The organism is Paenibacillus sp. FSL K6-1566, from assembly GCF_038050475.1.
Lineage (GTDB): Bacteria > Bacillota > Bacilli > Paenibacillales > Paenibacillaceae > Paenibacillus_AQ > Paenibacillus_AQ lactis.
The window spans coordinates 1916820-1931491 of record NZ_JBBOSR010000001.1 but is presented as its reverse complement, the minus strand read 5'-3'; the positions used below and the strand labels follow the sequence as shown (position 1 = coordinate 1931491).

At 53.4% G+C, this 14672-nt stretch carries 12 protein-coding genes; 4 read left to right on the top strand and 8 right to left on the bottom strand.

What is annotated here, in order from left to right; translation table 11 throughout:
• Positions 1-88 precede the first annotated feature (88 nt).
• The 4 genes from araD to NST08_RS08215 form a co-directional block, all read right to left on the bottom strand.
• A complete protein-coding gene (araD, locus tag NST08_RS08230) occupies positions 89-778 on the bottom strand; it encodes an L-ribulose-5-phosphate 4-epimerase (protein WP_028405028.1) in 690 nt (229 codons plus the stop codon).
• Positions 779-873: 95 nt separating this feature from the next.
• Positions 874-1983 (bottom strand): GntR family transcriptional regulator, encoded by a 1110-nt coding sequence (locus NST08_RS08225; RefSeq protein WP_210095605.1) that lies wholly within the window; start codon positions 1981-1983, stop codon positions 874-876.
• Between the two features lie 124 nt (positions 1984-2107).
• Entirely contained in the window at positions 2108-3595 is a 1488-nt protein-coding gene (gene araA, locus NST08_RS08220; protein ID WP_210095604.1) for an L-arabinose isomerase, read from the bottom strand.
• Between the two features lie 293 nt (positions 3596-3888).
• The gene (locus tag NST08_RS08215) at positions 3889-4800 is read right to left on the bottom strand and encodes a glycerophosphodiester phosphodiesterase (protein ID WP_210095603.1); all 912 of its coding nucleotides are present in this window, start codon (positions 4798-4800) and stop codon (positions 3889-3891) included.
• A gap of 432 nt (positions 4801-5232) precedes the next feature.
• Here NST08_RS08215 and kduI point away from each other — a divergent pair, with 432 nt between their 5' ends.
• From kduI to NST08_RS08195, 4 genes are all read left to right on the top strand, one after another.
• Complete coding sequence (gene kduI, locus NST08_RS08210) at positions 5233-6066, top strand: 5-dehydro-4-deoxy-D-glucuronate isomerase (protein WP_007129288.1); 834 nt, start codon at positions 5233-5235, stop codon at positions 6064-6066.
• Positions 6067-6113: 47 nt separating this feature from the next.
• A complete protein-coding gene (locus tag NST08_RS08205) occupies positions 6114-6863 on the top strand; it encodes a DeoR/GlpR family DNA-binding transcription regulator (RefSeq protein ID WP_341341671.1) in 750 nt (249 codons plus the stop codon).
• A gap of 103 nt (positions 6864-6966) precedes the next feature.
• Positions 6967-7719: a 2-dehydro-3-deoxy-D-gluconate 5-dehydrogenase KduD gene (kduD, locus tag NST08_RS08200; RefSeq protein ID WP_028405022.1), complete on the top strand. Its 753-nt coding sequence runs from the start codon at positions 6967-6969 to the stop codon at positions 7717-7719.
• Between the two features lie 287 nt (positions 7720-8006).
• Positions 8007-8891: a transporter substrate-binding domain-containing protein gene (locus NST08_RS08195; protein ID WP_213614297.1), complete on the top strand. Its 885-nt coding sequence runs from the start codon at positions 8007-8009 to the stop codon at positions 8889-8891.
• 127 nt (positions 8892-9018) lie between these two features.
• Here NST08_RS08195 and NST08_RS08190 read toward each other — a convergent pair whose 3' ends face one another.
• The 4 genes from NST08_RS08190 to NST08_RS08175 all read right to left on the bottom strand — a co-directional run bounded on the left by NST08_RS08190 (position 9019) and on the right by NST08_RS08175 (position 14645).
• Positions 9019-9648 carry a 50S ribosomal protein L25 gene (locus NST08_RS08190; RefSeq protein WP_213614300.1) on the bottom strand — a complete coding sequence of 210 codons (630 nt, stop codon included), beginning with the start codon at positions 9646-9648 and terminating at the stop codon, positions 9019-9021.
• A gap of 204 nt (positions 9649-9852) precedes the next feature.
• Complete coding sequence (gene pulA / locus NST08_RS08185) at positions 9853-12204, bottom strand: type I pullulanase (protein WP_251537886.1); 2352 nt, start codon at positions 12202-12204, stop codon at positions 9853-9855.
• Positions 12205-12655: 451 nt separating this feature from the next.
• A complete protein-coding gene (ptsP, locus tag NST08_RS08180) occupies positions 12656-14377 on the bottom strand; it encodes a phosphoenolpyruvate--protein phosphotransferase (RefSeq protein WP_213614305.1) in 1722 nt (573 codons plus the stop codon).
• On the bottom strand, positions 14370-14645 hold the full coding sequence (locus NST08_RS08175; RefSeq protein ID WP_007129281.1) for an HPr family phosphocarrier protein: 276 nt from the start codon (positions 14643-14645) through the stop codon (positions 14370-14372). The genes ptsP and NST08_RS08175 overlap by 8 nt, the downstream gene beginning before the upstream one ends.
• Positions 14646-14672: the final 27 nt, after the last annotated feature.

Here is a 14672-nt window from a genome sequence, read left to right as displayed (position 1 = left end):
GCAAGATGATATTGATGTGCTGCTTTTGCTTCCCTGGACATTTCCTTTAACCCAAGTTCAAGATGTTAAGATAAGGGCCGGTTTCACGCTATTTTTGTCCGTAATAGGCATTGACGCCATGCTTTCGCAAATAATGGCGATCCAGCAGAGCCTGATCCATCGGAGGCGTATCCGGATTGATCTGCTGCATTCTGGCGGCAATTTTGGCACACTCTTCGAGCACGACCGCATTGTGAACCGCGTTATCCGCATCCTTCCCCCAGACGAACGGCGCATGGGAATGAACCAGCACACCCGGTATGCGGTTCGGGTCCAAATCCGCGAAGCGCTCGACGATCACGTTGCCGGTCTCAAGCTCGTAATCACCCTCAATCTCGCTGCGGGTCATCGGGCGGGTTACGGGAATCTCTCCGTAGAAGTAATCGGCATGGGTCGTTCCATAAGCAGGCAATGCGCGTCCAGCCTGAGCCCAGCTCGTTCCCCACGGGGAATGGGTATGCACGATCCCTCCGATCTCCGTAAAATGCCGATAGAGCACCAAATGGGTCGGTGTATCGGAGGATGGCCGCAAATGGCCTTCGACAATTTGGCCTTGCAGGTCCAGCACGACCATATCCTCCGCCTTTAACTCCTCATAAGGAACACCGCTCGGCTTGATGACAACCAGCCCTTGCTCACGGTCAATACCGCTTACGTTACCCCACGTAAATGTGACGAGCCCGTGCTTGGGCAGCGCCAGATTCGCTTCCAGCACCTGCTGTTTTAAATCCTCTAACATGAACAAACCGCTCCTCTCTATATTTGAAAAATATAGTTGTACGTACAAGTTGGCGAGCAACGGTCCGATTTCTCGGACCTTTGTTCATTTTATGCTCAACTATTCAGTATCTGTCCTGCCGGTTTCATTACGGACTCTCTCTCCACCAGCTGCGGCTGAAAGATCGTATCCTCAATGACGGCGGCATCCTCAATCATGCTGATCAGCTGACTGGCTGCCATCACGCCCATCTCGGTCTTCGGATGCGTCAATGTCGTCAATTTCGCTCCCGCTGCCAAGGCGAGCGCCGAATCGTCAAAGCCGATTACCGATACATCGCTTGGGACATGCTGGCCGCATCGTCCCGCAGCTTCGATCAGGGCAACGGCTAACTCGTCGTTGTAGCATACCAGCCCTGTTGGGCGCTGGTCATGCGGCAGACTCAGTAGCTGCACCGCCTGTTCATATGGGAACACATTCCGCTGTTCGGTCGTATAGGTGATCACCCGATCGGGCGATACCGGAATGCCGAATTCCCGGTGGGCACGCAGAAAGCCCTTCAGCCGGTTTACGCCCTGGAGGTCATCCCTTTTAAAAAAGCCTGCAATCCGGGTATGGCCCTTCTCGATCAGGTGGCGGGCAGCCTTATAGCCCCCGGCCTCATCATCCACTTTCAGGCACGGGCATTCGAGCTCCTGATACTTCTCGTTGATCATCAGAAACGGAATTCCCTTCTCCTGCAGTGACAAAAAATAACTGAGGTTCGGGTTGCCCTCCGCACTCTTGGTCGGCTCAATGATGAGCCCGCTGAGCGGCTGGCTCGTCATCAGCTGCAGGCTCTCCATCTCCTTCTCCTTGTTGTTGTCCGTGCTTGCCAGCAGAAGCCGGTAGCCTTTGCTGCGAAGCTCGGCTTCCGCCCCGCGGACAATATGCGGGAAGATATAATCGGAGATGTAGGTTGTGACGATGCCGATCGTCTTCACCTGCTCGCTTCCGTGCCGCTTGGGATTTTTCGCGAACGTCCCCTTGCCTTGAATTCGCTCAAGCCAGCCTTCCTTCTCCAGCTCGCCGAAGGTTTGGCGGACCGTCTGCCGGCTGACGCCGAACTGATCGGCGATTTCATGCTCCGAGGGCACCTGCTTCCCCGGCTCCAGCCTGCCCGATTCGAACCAGGACAGCAGCTCGTTCTTCAATACCATATATTTGGGTATCCGTCTGTTATTCATCGTTCACCTCTAGCCTTACGCACTCATGATACCGGGATCGATCCATTATCCATCGATCATCCCGGAGCTATCTCGTTATTGTAACACAGGCCAGGGCATTACTGACAGATACCCGAACCCCCGATCAGCGAAGACGATAGGCAGCTTCGCTCCAGCGCAGCTCATTTTTGAACCGGGAAAGGCTTGTGTCTTTGTCAATGATAACCGCTTCAATACCGGCCATCTCCGCCCAGTCGCTCAGCTGCTCGGACGTAATCGCGTAAGAAAGGACCGTATGATGCGCACCGCCGGCCAAAATCCAAGCCTCTGCCGATTCCCGAAGCGACGGCTGCGGCTTCCACAATACGCGGGCTACAGGCAGCTTCGGCATCGGCTTCTCTACTTTGACGCCATCCACCACATTGACCAGAAGACGGAAGCGATGGCCGAGGTCAACGAGCGATGCATTCACGGCAGGACCGTCCTGGCCGTTGAATACGAGACGTGCCGGGTCGGCTTTTCCGCCGATGCCGAGCGGATGAACCTCCACCGATGGCTTATCGAGCGCGATCGTTGGACATACCTCCAGCATGTGCGATCCGAGAATCATATGGTTACCCGGCTCGAAATGATAGGTGTAGTCCTCCATAAAGGAAGTGCTCTTGTTGCCGGCAAGGACCTTCAGAACTCGGGTCAACGCCGCCGTCTTCCAGTCGCCTTCGCCGCCGAATCCGTAGCCTGCTTCCATCAGTCTCTGTACGGCTAAGCCGGGAAGCTGCTCCATGCCGTGCAAATCCTCGAATGTCGTCGTGAATGCGCCAAATCCGCCCTCCTCGAGGAAGCGACGCAAACCGATCTCGATGCGGGCTTGATAAGCGATGGAATCGCGGACCGGACCGTCAGATAGTCCTTCCTTCGTGATGGAGTACTGCTCCGCATATTCGTTCAGCAGCGATTTCACTTCATCGTCGCCGACTTGATTCATCGCATGAACCAGATCGCCGATGCCATAGCCGTTGACGGACCATCCAAGCTTAATTTGCGCTTCGACCTTATCTCCCTCGGTGACGGCAACCTGGCGCATGTTATCGCCAAAGCGAGCAACCTTCAGTCTGCGGCTCTCGGCATAAGCGGCAGCCGTTCGCATCCAGCCCGCGATCGCGCCGCGAACCTCGCCGTCCTCCCAGTGGCCGACAACGACCTTGCGGGCGATGCCGAGACGTGCTCCGATATGGCCGTATTCACGGTCCCCGTGCGCGGATTGGTTCAGATTCATGAAATCCATGTCGATGGTTTCCCAAGGAATATCGCGGTTGAATTGGGTATGGAAATGAAGAAGCGGCTTCTGCAATTGGGACAAGCCGGCGATCCACATTTTCGCAGGGGAGAACGTGTGCATCCAGGTCATGATCCCTGCACAGGTCTCATCATTGTTAGCTTCGAGAATCAATTGGTATATCTCATCCGGTGTCGTTACGATCGGCTTGAACACGATAGGGAACGGGAATACCGGATCCTTGTCAAAATCGGCGGCCACGATGCGGGAATGCTCTGCAACCTGTTCTAGCGTTTCCGGTCCGTATAAATGCTGGCTGCCGGTAACGAACCAAAAAGTATGCGGTTTCAACTTCATGATTAACGCCTCCTGTTATGAGTGCTGTCTAGCTAACTTGTACATACCTATGATCACAAACGATTCATTAACACAAAATTGTACGTACAAGTTGATTTACTCACATTCTACTCGTGCTAATCATAAATAGCAAGCAGAATTTATACAAAAATAGGCTGAAACAGGCATAGATTTCACTCCGATTGCCTGATTCAGCCTCCAAGATATTCGCTCTAATCTATTTTAGCAGCCAAGGCACTACGATTATTCCTAATAATTATGCGGCGTTCTTGCTAGTTTTCGAAGTATAAACCTTAGCTTCTTGCCCGATGATTCAGATAGGATACCGGCACCCTGTCCGGGTAATCCGTTATAATCCCATCCACCCCGCTCTCCATCAGGAAGGGGATTTGCAGCACATCCCGAATCGTCCAGACGAAGGTCTTCATTCCGGCTTCATGAATTTTCCTAATTAATGACCCGGACACAAGCTTTACAGAAACATTAATGTAGTCGGCATAGCTGCTGAATTCCTGCAGCCGCTCCTTCGACAACTCCTTCGAACTCGTGGCGACGATGCCAAGCGGTATATCCGGCATCAGCTCGTGAAAGCGGCGGAGCGAATCCGTGTCTGCCGATTGGACCATAATCATCCGCGAGGCATCCCGCACACGGTTTACTGACGGTGCCTTCCGCTTCAACACACCGGCAACCTTCTCTTCAATTCCTGGATACCGGGAAGGAAGCTTGAGCTCGATCAACAATCCGATTTCCCCGCCGAAACGCTCCATGACTTCCTCCAGCGTCGGAATCGTCTCTCCCGAAAAATCCGAATGATACCAGGCTCCGACATCCAGCGACTTCAGCTCCTGCAGGGTTAATGCTCCCACTTCGCCTTGGCTGTTGCTGGTCCGCTCCACGTTGCTGTCATGGATGACGACTACATGTCCGTCCCGACTAAGCTGCACGTCCAGCTCCAGCATATCCGCCCCCATATCGAATGCCTTCTGAAAGGATGCCATCGTGTTCTCCGGAGCATATCCCGAAGCCCCACGATGCGCAATGTTGACCCAGTCACCGCTTCGCTCTTCTCTCCATTCGCTCCGAACATCCGCCGATGCCAGAGTTGGCGGCGGCTCCTGCAGCGATGCCGCAGCCGGACGCAAGCTGCTAACGGTCAGCATAACCGTCTGCATAACGGCCAGAATTACCATGCTCTTTTTCATATCGATTGAATCACCTCTGCCCCGATCGGTCCGAAGGCCTTGTACTTATATGTTTAATTAAGAATGTCTTCCTGATAATCAGGATTTTGCACATTCCATTCCCGCGCTTCCGGGTGCTATGGACGAACTAAACCTTTTGGCTCTTTGAATTTGCGGATTGAGAGTTGCTCTTTGGATGCTTGCCATATCCTCGATATTAGTAGTTCCCTGCCGTTTCACGTTTCAATCGGACCGACACGGTTATTTTCCAAATAGACTTCTTCTCCTCTTCCCTGTCGTATTTTCGCAGGCCGCTTTTCCGCTAGCTGAATCGCAGATCATGTGCATTTTCTATTTTATGTCTTGTAAAATGAACGTAAATGGAGTAAGTTGAACATATATGAACGTCATACTTTTTTTAAAAAAACTATGATCACGAGGAGAGATGAAGTAATGGAAAGACGATATGCCTCACATCCGAATGAAGTAAAACAGTTCGATACCGAACGGCTGCGGAAGGAGTTTCACATTCCGGTATTATTCAAGCCGGATGAATTGGAGCTTGTTCTTACGCATGAGGATCGCTTGATTATCGGCGGCGCCGCCCCGGTTCACAAGCCGGTAAAGCTTGATACAGACATGAAGGAACTGGGCGTTTCCTTCTTCCTCGAGCGCCGCGAGCTCGGCATTATCAATATCGGAGGAGCCGGAAGCGTTGCCGTTGACGGGACGGAGTATTCCTTGAATAACAAGGAATGCCTGTATGTCGGCATGGGGGCCGAGGAGGTCATTTTTACCAGCGCCGATCCGGGGAACCCTGCTAAGTTCTACTTGAATTCGGCTCCGGCTCATCAGACATTCCCTACTGCCAAAGCGACGCTTGAGGAAGCCGATTCCAGCGCGCTTGGCGATATTAAAAATTCCAACGACCGTGTCATCTACCGTTTTATTCATCAGAAAGGGATTCAAAGCGCCCAGCTCGTCATGGGCATGACTTTGCTGAAGGAAGGCAATATGTGGAACACGATGCCTGCCCATACGCATCCGCGCCGCATGGAGGCTTACTTGTATTTCGATTTGCCGGAGGATGCGGTCGTCATTCATCTCATGGGAGAGCCTTCCGAAACAAGACATATCGTCATGCGCAACGAGCAAGCGGTAATCTCGCCAAGCTGGTCGATTCACAGCGGTGTCGGCACAAGCAACTATACCTTTATTTGGGGAATGGCGGGAGACAATAAGAGATACGATGATATGGACCCTGTGTCCATGAAGGATTTAAAATAGAGAGGATATATTTATATCCATTTTTATGACGGAAGAGTTGAGGCTTTATGAACCCGCTGCGGCGATATGAAAAAATCATGGAATACCTTCTGACCTACAAGGAAGTTACCGTGGCCGACTTGAGCCGCCAGCTTGAGGTCAGCGGAAAAACGATCCGCGATGATCTGACCAGGCTGGAGGAGCAGGGTCTGATCGTGCGCGTGCACGGTGGAGCCGTGCTGGCACAGAGCGATCAATTCGGCATTTTGCCGTCGAGGGAGCCCCTTGCCAAGCATGCCGATGAGAAATCCGAGATTGCGGACAAGGCCCTGGCTCATATCCAGGCTGGCGACATCATCGCACTCGATGGAGGCAGCACGACACTGGAAATCGCCCGCAAGCTGGGCGATAAGGACCTGACGGTCATTACCAATGATGTCTATATTATCAGCGAGCTGGCTTCAAAGAGCAGCGTTCGTCTCGTCGTACCGGGCGGGTATCGCGTGCGCAACATGCTTGCCGGCCCCGAAGGCGTAGCGTATGTGAAGCAGCTGAACATACAGAAGGCGTTCATCTCTGCGACCGGTGTCCATATCGATCACGGGTTATCGATTTATACCGGCGATCTGATCGCCTTCAAACGGGCTCTGATCGACACCTCGCTCGAGGTATACGCGGTTGTTGACCATCACAAATTCGGCCAAACGGCGCTCAGAACATTTTCCACGCTGCATGAGCTTTCCGGGATCATTACTGATCAAGGCTTGCCGGAAGAAACGTACAGCCGCTACATCGCCGCAGGCATTAAATTGGAATAGCACACATCGCATAGCATCGCTTCGCATTCGCTTTCTTGGCAGATGCCAAGCTGTGAGGGCTAGAGTGGAGAATATTAGACCGGGAAAGGGGATTCAACTGCACATGAACAGGTTTGATTTAACAGGCAAAACCGCGCTGGTCACCGGATCGGCGCGCGGCTTGGGTCAGGGAATCGCCATCGCTCTCGCTGAAGCGGGAGCCGATATCGTTGCGGTATCCATGAATACAAGCGCGGAAACGATTGAAGCCGTAAAGTCCTTCGGCAGGAAGGCCTCGGAAATTCGGGTTGACTTAAGCGATCACAGTAAACTGGAGGATACGTTCAATCAGGCGCTGGAGCTGAATGGACGCGTTGACATCCTCGTTAACAACGCCGGCATCATCCGGCGCACCCCAGCCAAAGATCATCCGGTGCAGGACTGGCTTGACGTGATCGATCTGAATCTGAACACCGTCTTTATGCTGTCCCAGCTTGCGGGAAGGCATATGATCGAGCGCGGAAGCGGCAAAATGATCAATATCTGCTCCATGCTGTCCTATCAAGGCGGGATTAATGTGCCGGGATATACGGCCAGCAAGCATGGCGTTGCCGGCTTGACCAAAGCCTTGGCGAATGAGTGGGCAGCCAGCGGCATTCAGGTAAACGGCATCGCGCCGGGTTATATCGAAACCGATAACACCGAAGCGATTCGCCAAGACAAGGAGCGCCGGGCATCCATTACGGAACGGATTCCGGCAGGACGCTGGGGCAAGCCGGAAGATATCGGCGGTCCTGCCGTATTCCTGGCCTCGTCCGCTTCCGATTATATGAACGGTCATATTCTGTGCGTTGACGGCGGCTGGATGGCCCGTTAATGACCGTTAAGGCAATGGACTTTGAAGCCTTCAGGCAGATCCGCAAAGCGCGGTGAGCCTGAAGGCTTTTTATTATTTCGGATTCCTTCGTAAGCAAGGGAACTCATCGAACGCTTTGCCTTTTTAACCTATCCTCTTTATCCTTTCCGCTTCAGCGATCCCGTTTCAGCGGCTTCTAAACTCCCATTATATCAAAAAGCGCGAATAGCCCCGTCAACCTTTGGGAAAAGATAACGTTACGGTATGGCCGTCATAGGGCCTTGAACATAGAAAGGATGATATCAATCATGCGCGGAACACGTGCGAAACGATCTGTCAGCCTGCTCTTGCTGCTCTCCCTTGCAAGCACGTTGCTGCTTCCCGGTTGTACATTCGACAGCCAGGACCGGGTGCCGACGCCGAATATGGGAGTCAATCCGTACCGGGTCAACACAGGAAACCTGCTTGGCAATGCCGTCGAACGCGGCACTTTGCGGATCGGAACCGAGCGGGACTATCCTCCATTCAGCTATCGCGGTACCGGCGGAAGACTTACGGGGTTTGATGTGGAGATTGCCGAAGAGGTCGCACGCCATATGGATCTCCGGGCTGAATTTACTGAAGAGTCCTGGGATCGTCTTCTCCCCGGATTAACCGAAGGTAAATACGATGCCGTATTTAATCAAATCGAAGACCGGCCCGACCGGCGGGAATTGTACGATTTCTCCATCGCCTATCTGTCAACCGTACCTGTGTTACTGGTCCGCACGGGTGAAGAGGGGATTCGGTCTTTTTCAGATATGAAGGGCAAACGGGTCGGCCTGAACCCGATGGGAGCCTATCAAGGCATTGCCCAGAAGCACGGAGCGAAGATCGTGCCTGCCAAGTATATCCGGGAAGCCGCTGACATGCTGGTCAAGGGAAGCATCGATGCGGTGATCACCGATCAGCTGTCCGTCACCAATCTAAAGCAGCAGCTCCCGGACCTGCCGGTGCAAGCGGCCGCTTCATCCAGGGAGGTATTCGAAGTATCCGCCGCATTCGTGAAAGGGAACCCCGATCTGCTCGCTGCGGTTAACAATGCACTGGCTACCATGCAGCAGGATGGAACCTACTTAACGATCTGGAACAAATACTTTGGGGATACCCCGCAAAGCTACAAAGGCATTCATGACCTCAAGGACAAGCCGTAACCGTGCCCGGGGATGAGCTTCCCGGTCACGCCCCTGCAGCCCCTTTCCATGGCCGGCAAGCCTAAAATAAGAGGCGCCTGCATGAGCTGATACCAGTTCATGCAGGCGCCTCTATATAATCCGCTCGTTAGGATTCCTCTGTCTTCTCTTCGGTCGCAGCTTCGTCTGCCTCTGCAGGCTCCTCCGTCTCGGCTGCCTCGACGGCCCGTGGTACGATAACCGTGGCAAGCACTTCCTCGTCCGAGGCATGCAGGGTAATGCCCTTAGGCACTTGAATGTCGGCAACGGTGAGCTTATCGCCGATTTCGAGCGAGGATACATCTGCTTCAAGCGTTGACGGCAGCTCGCCCGGCAGTCCCTCGACTTCAAGCTCTGTTACCTGCGTTTGCAGGATGCCGCCCGTTTTGGTGCCGGGTGCGGTTCCATGGTATTCGACCGGAATGCTGACACGTACAGGCTTATTCATCGATATGCGAAGAAAATCAATATGAGCGACGTTTCCGCGTCTCTTCTGTATATCTTTAATCAATACGGGAATCTGGCCAGAGCCTGGAATGTCCAGATGGAACACTTCCGAGCGTCCGGTATGAAACAGCTTGGCCGTTTCCTTCAAATCAACGGCTACGGGAATGCTTTCGTCGCCCCCGCCGTATACAACACCCGGAACGCCGCCTCTCTCTCGAAGCGCTCGACGTGAACCCCTTGTAAATTCATTTCGTACTTGTGCGGTGAGTTGAACGTTGTTTCCTTTTGCCATGAGTGAAAATCCTCCTTTATCGAAAACAAAGTCTATCTCATTATTACCCTTTTTTTATGCTAGCTAATCATTTTTTCGTAGAATGTTTCACTTCGAATCGCTCAGGGTAATAAGCATTACCCCTTTTGAAATATAAAACAGGAGCCATCCTTTCGTTGATAAGGATGGCTCCTTCTTTGATGCCACATATAACTCGCAGCTTCCCTAACTGGCAACACCGCTGCGCCGGGTCACGGACCATCCCTCGCTGCCGCTTTGCATCGAGAAACGGACCGTCTTCTGTTCGGGCGGAATGTCGATATAATAATCCCGGTCGCCCTCCCGGTTCTCCCACTCGCGGAGCCGTACGATGCAGCCGATCCGCTGAACGCCCGCTGCGGCATATATGACCGCTCTGGCCTTGCTGTCGGCCCCTTGCGATAACGAGACGCTGCCGTCCTGCACGCCTGTTCCCCACACCCAGGCGTTCCAGCCCTCGTACTTGCCGTCCTTCCGTTCGTATTCCAGCTCAATCTTGACCAATCCGTCTTTGAAAGCACTGCGGTCTTCATACAGAACCATCAGGGAAACACCCGGTACCCGGATGGACGCCTGATCCGTCGAACCAATCGGTTCAGTGCCAGCGCGCTCCCCGTTCACCACGATGCTCCAGCGGTATGGCGTCGGCGGCAGCTCGACCGTCAAATCCTGCTCATTTGCATTGGCAATGACGACGATTTGCCTCCATTCCCCGCTGCGGGAGCCGCCTTGAATACGGCAGGCGACCAAGCGGTCGCTTGCCTGCAGCACCTGCATGCGGCGCTCAATTTCCTCGCGCTTCGACATCCGAAAGGCCGGCTGCGAACGGCGAAGCTGGATCAGTCCTTTATAATAATCGAACACCGGTTTGAACAGCTTCTTGTTGGACCAGCGGATGGCGTTTATGGCATCACCGCTCCGGTAGCTGTTGTGGTCGCCAAATTTCGTCCGGAGCAGCTCGTCACCAGCGTGGAGCAGCGGAATCCCTTGGGAGAGCAGCACGATCCCGTTGGCAAGCAGGCTGCGGCGGACGGGATCCGATGACATGACCTGATCCGCTTGGACGCCGGCGTAAGGCCGGGAAGCTGCCGTTGCCTCCCAGAGGCTGCCCCCGTTCTGCAGCTTGCCGTCATGCAGCCGAAGCAGACCCGCCTCCTGGTCCATTCCCAATGTTATCAGGATTTTATCCCACAGATTCAAGTTGTCATGAACCGTGACATAATTTATCGTTTCGCTAGCGTCCTGTGCGAAATCGTGGATGGACCCCATCATTCCTTCTGCTATGGCCCCTTCCGTCCACGGCTCGCCGGTAGCAAAACCTCGTCCTTGCCCGTCATTATCGCCCTTGATGGCATAACGGAAATGATCATTGAATACCGCAAAGCCTTGGCCCCTTTGGGTGCCCTTTACGGTCTGCTCCGCCAGCGGGCTAAGCCCTCCGGTCCACGGCTCGCCGTAAAACAGCAGCGACGAATCAACCTCCTCCCGAAGCTCCCGAACCACTTCCTTCATGGTGGTTGTATCGATGAGCCCCATCAGATCGAACCGAAATCCGTCGATATGATATTCCTCTGCCCAATACCTTAGCGAATCCTTGATGAATTTGCGCACCATCGGCTTCTCCGTTGCCAGCTCGTTCCCGACCCCGGAGCCGTTGGATAAAGCTCCGCCGCAGTCCCTGCGGTAAAAATATCCCGGAGCAAACCGCTCGAATGGCCCGTCATCCACCGTAAACGTATGGTTGTATACGACGTCCATGACGACACGGATTCCGCAGGCATGCAGCGCCTGAATCATTTCCTTCAGCTCCCGGATCCGGACGGCAGGGTCCGCCGGGTCGGTTGCGTACGATCCTTCGGGGACATTGTAATGAAGCGGATCATAGCCCCAGTTGTACTGGCTGCTGATCGAGTCGGAGCCGTACCCGTCAAGCTCATTGACCGTGGCAAAATCGAAGATCGGCAGCAGATGCACATGCGTGACGCCAAGCTCAATCAGATGGTCCAACCCGAGCGTATTGCCGTCCTCGTCCCTGAGTCCCCGCTCGGTGAAAGCCTTGAATTTCCCTCTATATTTCATCCCCGAATCGGTATGAATCGAGAAATCGCGTACATGGAGCTCGTACACCACGGCATCGGTCGGCTGAATCAGCGGCGGCCGTACATCATTCGCCCAGCCCTCCGGATTCGTAACGGTCGGATCGATGATCGCTCCGCGGCAGCCGTTGGCCGAGACAGCTCTTGCATATGGATCCACCCCGTAGCATAACTTACCGTCTTCGGATCGGATCTCATACATATAAAATTTCCCGTGCAAATCCCCATGGACATGCACACTCCATGTTCCATCCGGGCTGCGTTCCATAACATATCGTTCTCCGCCCTCATGGTTTGTCACAAGACCATTATCATTGTAATCGCCGGCACTTTCATACAGCGCCAGCCGAACGCTCTTCGCAGCAGGGGCCCAAACCTGAAAGGCAGTTCCCTGTTTGCTGTAGAACGCTCCCAGTCGATCGCTCGTGCAGCTCTTGATCATGTCCATATTCATCCTCACCGTCGCTTTAAAAGTAGATTCGCATCCAGTATGGGCACCTGAATCATGAGACAGACCTCCAGCATTTGAATGTAAAACGCTTTCATATATCAATATATGTCAAAAGCCTTCATTTGGTTTGGGTTCATGCCAAATCCCCATATTTTTTAGGCTATTATACAAGCAAATTTGCCTGGTGTCTTTCTTTTTTCTGCGAGAATGCAGCCGGAACCAAATGAAAATGAAAATTTCGGTCATCAATCGAAGCTGTTAAACTTATTCGGAGAGATCAGCAATAGCATCTTTTAATTCTGCCACAAGATAAAAAATAGCATCTGTCCGGGTGGACAGATGCCGTCAATTCATCATTTACTTGGAAAAAGATGTTCAAGATTCCCTTGGGAATATCAAGTTATGACCCAGTTAATGGCGCAAAACGAATAGCTTTGATGAATTACGCGTTCGCAGCGTCGATCGCACGAACCAGCTCGACCACTTCCTCCGCGGTTCCCATCTCCAGCGCTTTCGCTGCAAGCGTCTGCATCTCGGCGCGGGACAGCTTGCTGATCTGGCTGCGTGCCGGAAGGATCGAGGTTGCGCTCATGCTGAACTCATCCAGCCCCAGTCCGAGCAAAATCGGAATCGCCGTTGAATCGCCGGCCATTTCGCCGCACATACCGACCCAGCGGCCTTCGCGGTGGGCAGCGTCAATGACCATTTTAATCAGGCGAAGAATCGCCGGATTGTACGGCTGATACAGATAGGATACGCGTTCGTTCATACGATCCGCCGCCATCGTATATTGAATCAGATCATTGGTGCCGATGCTGAAGAAATCCACTTCCTTGGCAAATTGGTCAGCCAGAACAGCCGTTGACGGAATTTCGACCATAATCCCCAGCTGGATATTGCTCGCAACCTGGATTCCTTCCGCCTCCAGCTTCGCCTTCTCTTCTTCAAGAACGGCTTTGGCTTCCCGGAATTCGCCGAGCGTAGCAATCATCGGGAACATGATGCGCAGGTTGCCGTGAACGCTGGCGCGAAGCAGCGCCCGCAGCTGCGTTCTGAATATATCCTGGCGGTCAAGGCACAGGCGAACCGCACGGAAACCGAGGAACGGATTCATTTCCTTCGGCAAATCAAGGTAAGGGAGCTCCTTGTCGCCGCCGATATCCAGCGTACGGACGACAACCGGCTTGCCTTCCATTTTCTCCAGGACCGACTTGTACGCGACATATTGAATTTCTTCGGAAGGCAGCTTGTCTCTGCCCATATACAGAAACTCTGTACGGTACAGGCCGACCGCTTCGCCACCGTTATCCAATACGCCGGCCACGTCGTTAGGCGTACCGATGTTGGCTGCCAGCTCAACATGCACGCCGTCCTTCGATACGGTCGGCTCGGTGCGAAGCTTCTTCCACTCCTCTACCTGCTTCGCATAAGCCTCTTGCTTGGCGCGATATTGGGCAACGATCGCTTCGGTTGGATTGATGATGACATCGCCTTCCAGGCCGTCAACGATCATGAGGTCGCCGCTCTGAACCGAGGACAGCACATTCTTCGTTCCGACAACGGCCGGGATTTCAAGCGACCGGGCCATGATGGCCGAATGCGAGGTCCGGCCGCCGATGTTCGTCGTAAAGCCCTTCACGTACTTGCGGTTCAGCTGCGCCGTATCCGAAGGCGTCAAATCCTCGGCAACGACAATCACTTCCTCGCTGATTTCCGAAGGGCTGACATAATTCAGCCCGAGCAAATGCTTCAGGATGCGTTTCGTAACATCACGCATGTCGGCAGCCCGCTCCTGCAAATAAGCGCTCTTCATGTTCTCGAACATTTGGATGAACTGAGTTGCCGTTTCGTTTAAGGCAAATTCTGCACTAACCGATTCGGACTTGATTTTCTCCTTAACCGGATCGATCAGCTCCGGGTCGTTCAGAATGAGAAGGTGAGATTCGAAAATCTCAGCCTTCTTCTCACCAAGCTCCTGAAGCGTCCGGGCCTTGATCGCTTCCAGCTCAGTCTGGGACTGAGCCAAAGCGGCATCGAGCTTCGCAAGCTCGGCATCTACGTCCGTCACCTGCTTTTGGCTGATCGAATAATCAGGATGCTCGAGGATGAAAGCCCGGGCAATCGCAATACCAGCCGATGCCGCGATTCCTTTCAGATTATTCATGAAGTTCCCCTAGCCCTTCGTTGATCATGACTTCCTGGAGCGCTTGAAGCGCTTCGCTCTCGTTGCCGCCTTCAGTAATCAGCGTCAGCGTATCACCTTGCTCAAGACCGAGGGACAGCACGCCAAGAATGGATTTCAACGTCACTTTCTTGCCGTTGGATTCCGCGAAAGAATTCGTGTCCTGGAATTTGTTGGCTGTGTTAACCAGCGCTGTTGCAGGGCGTGCATGGATTCCGTCTTCGTCGATAATTCTGAAAGTTTGTTGCATGTTCATCATCCTACTTTCTTCGGTTTT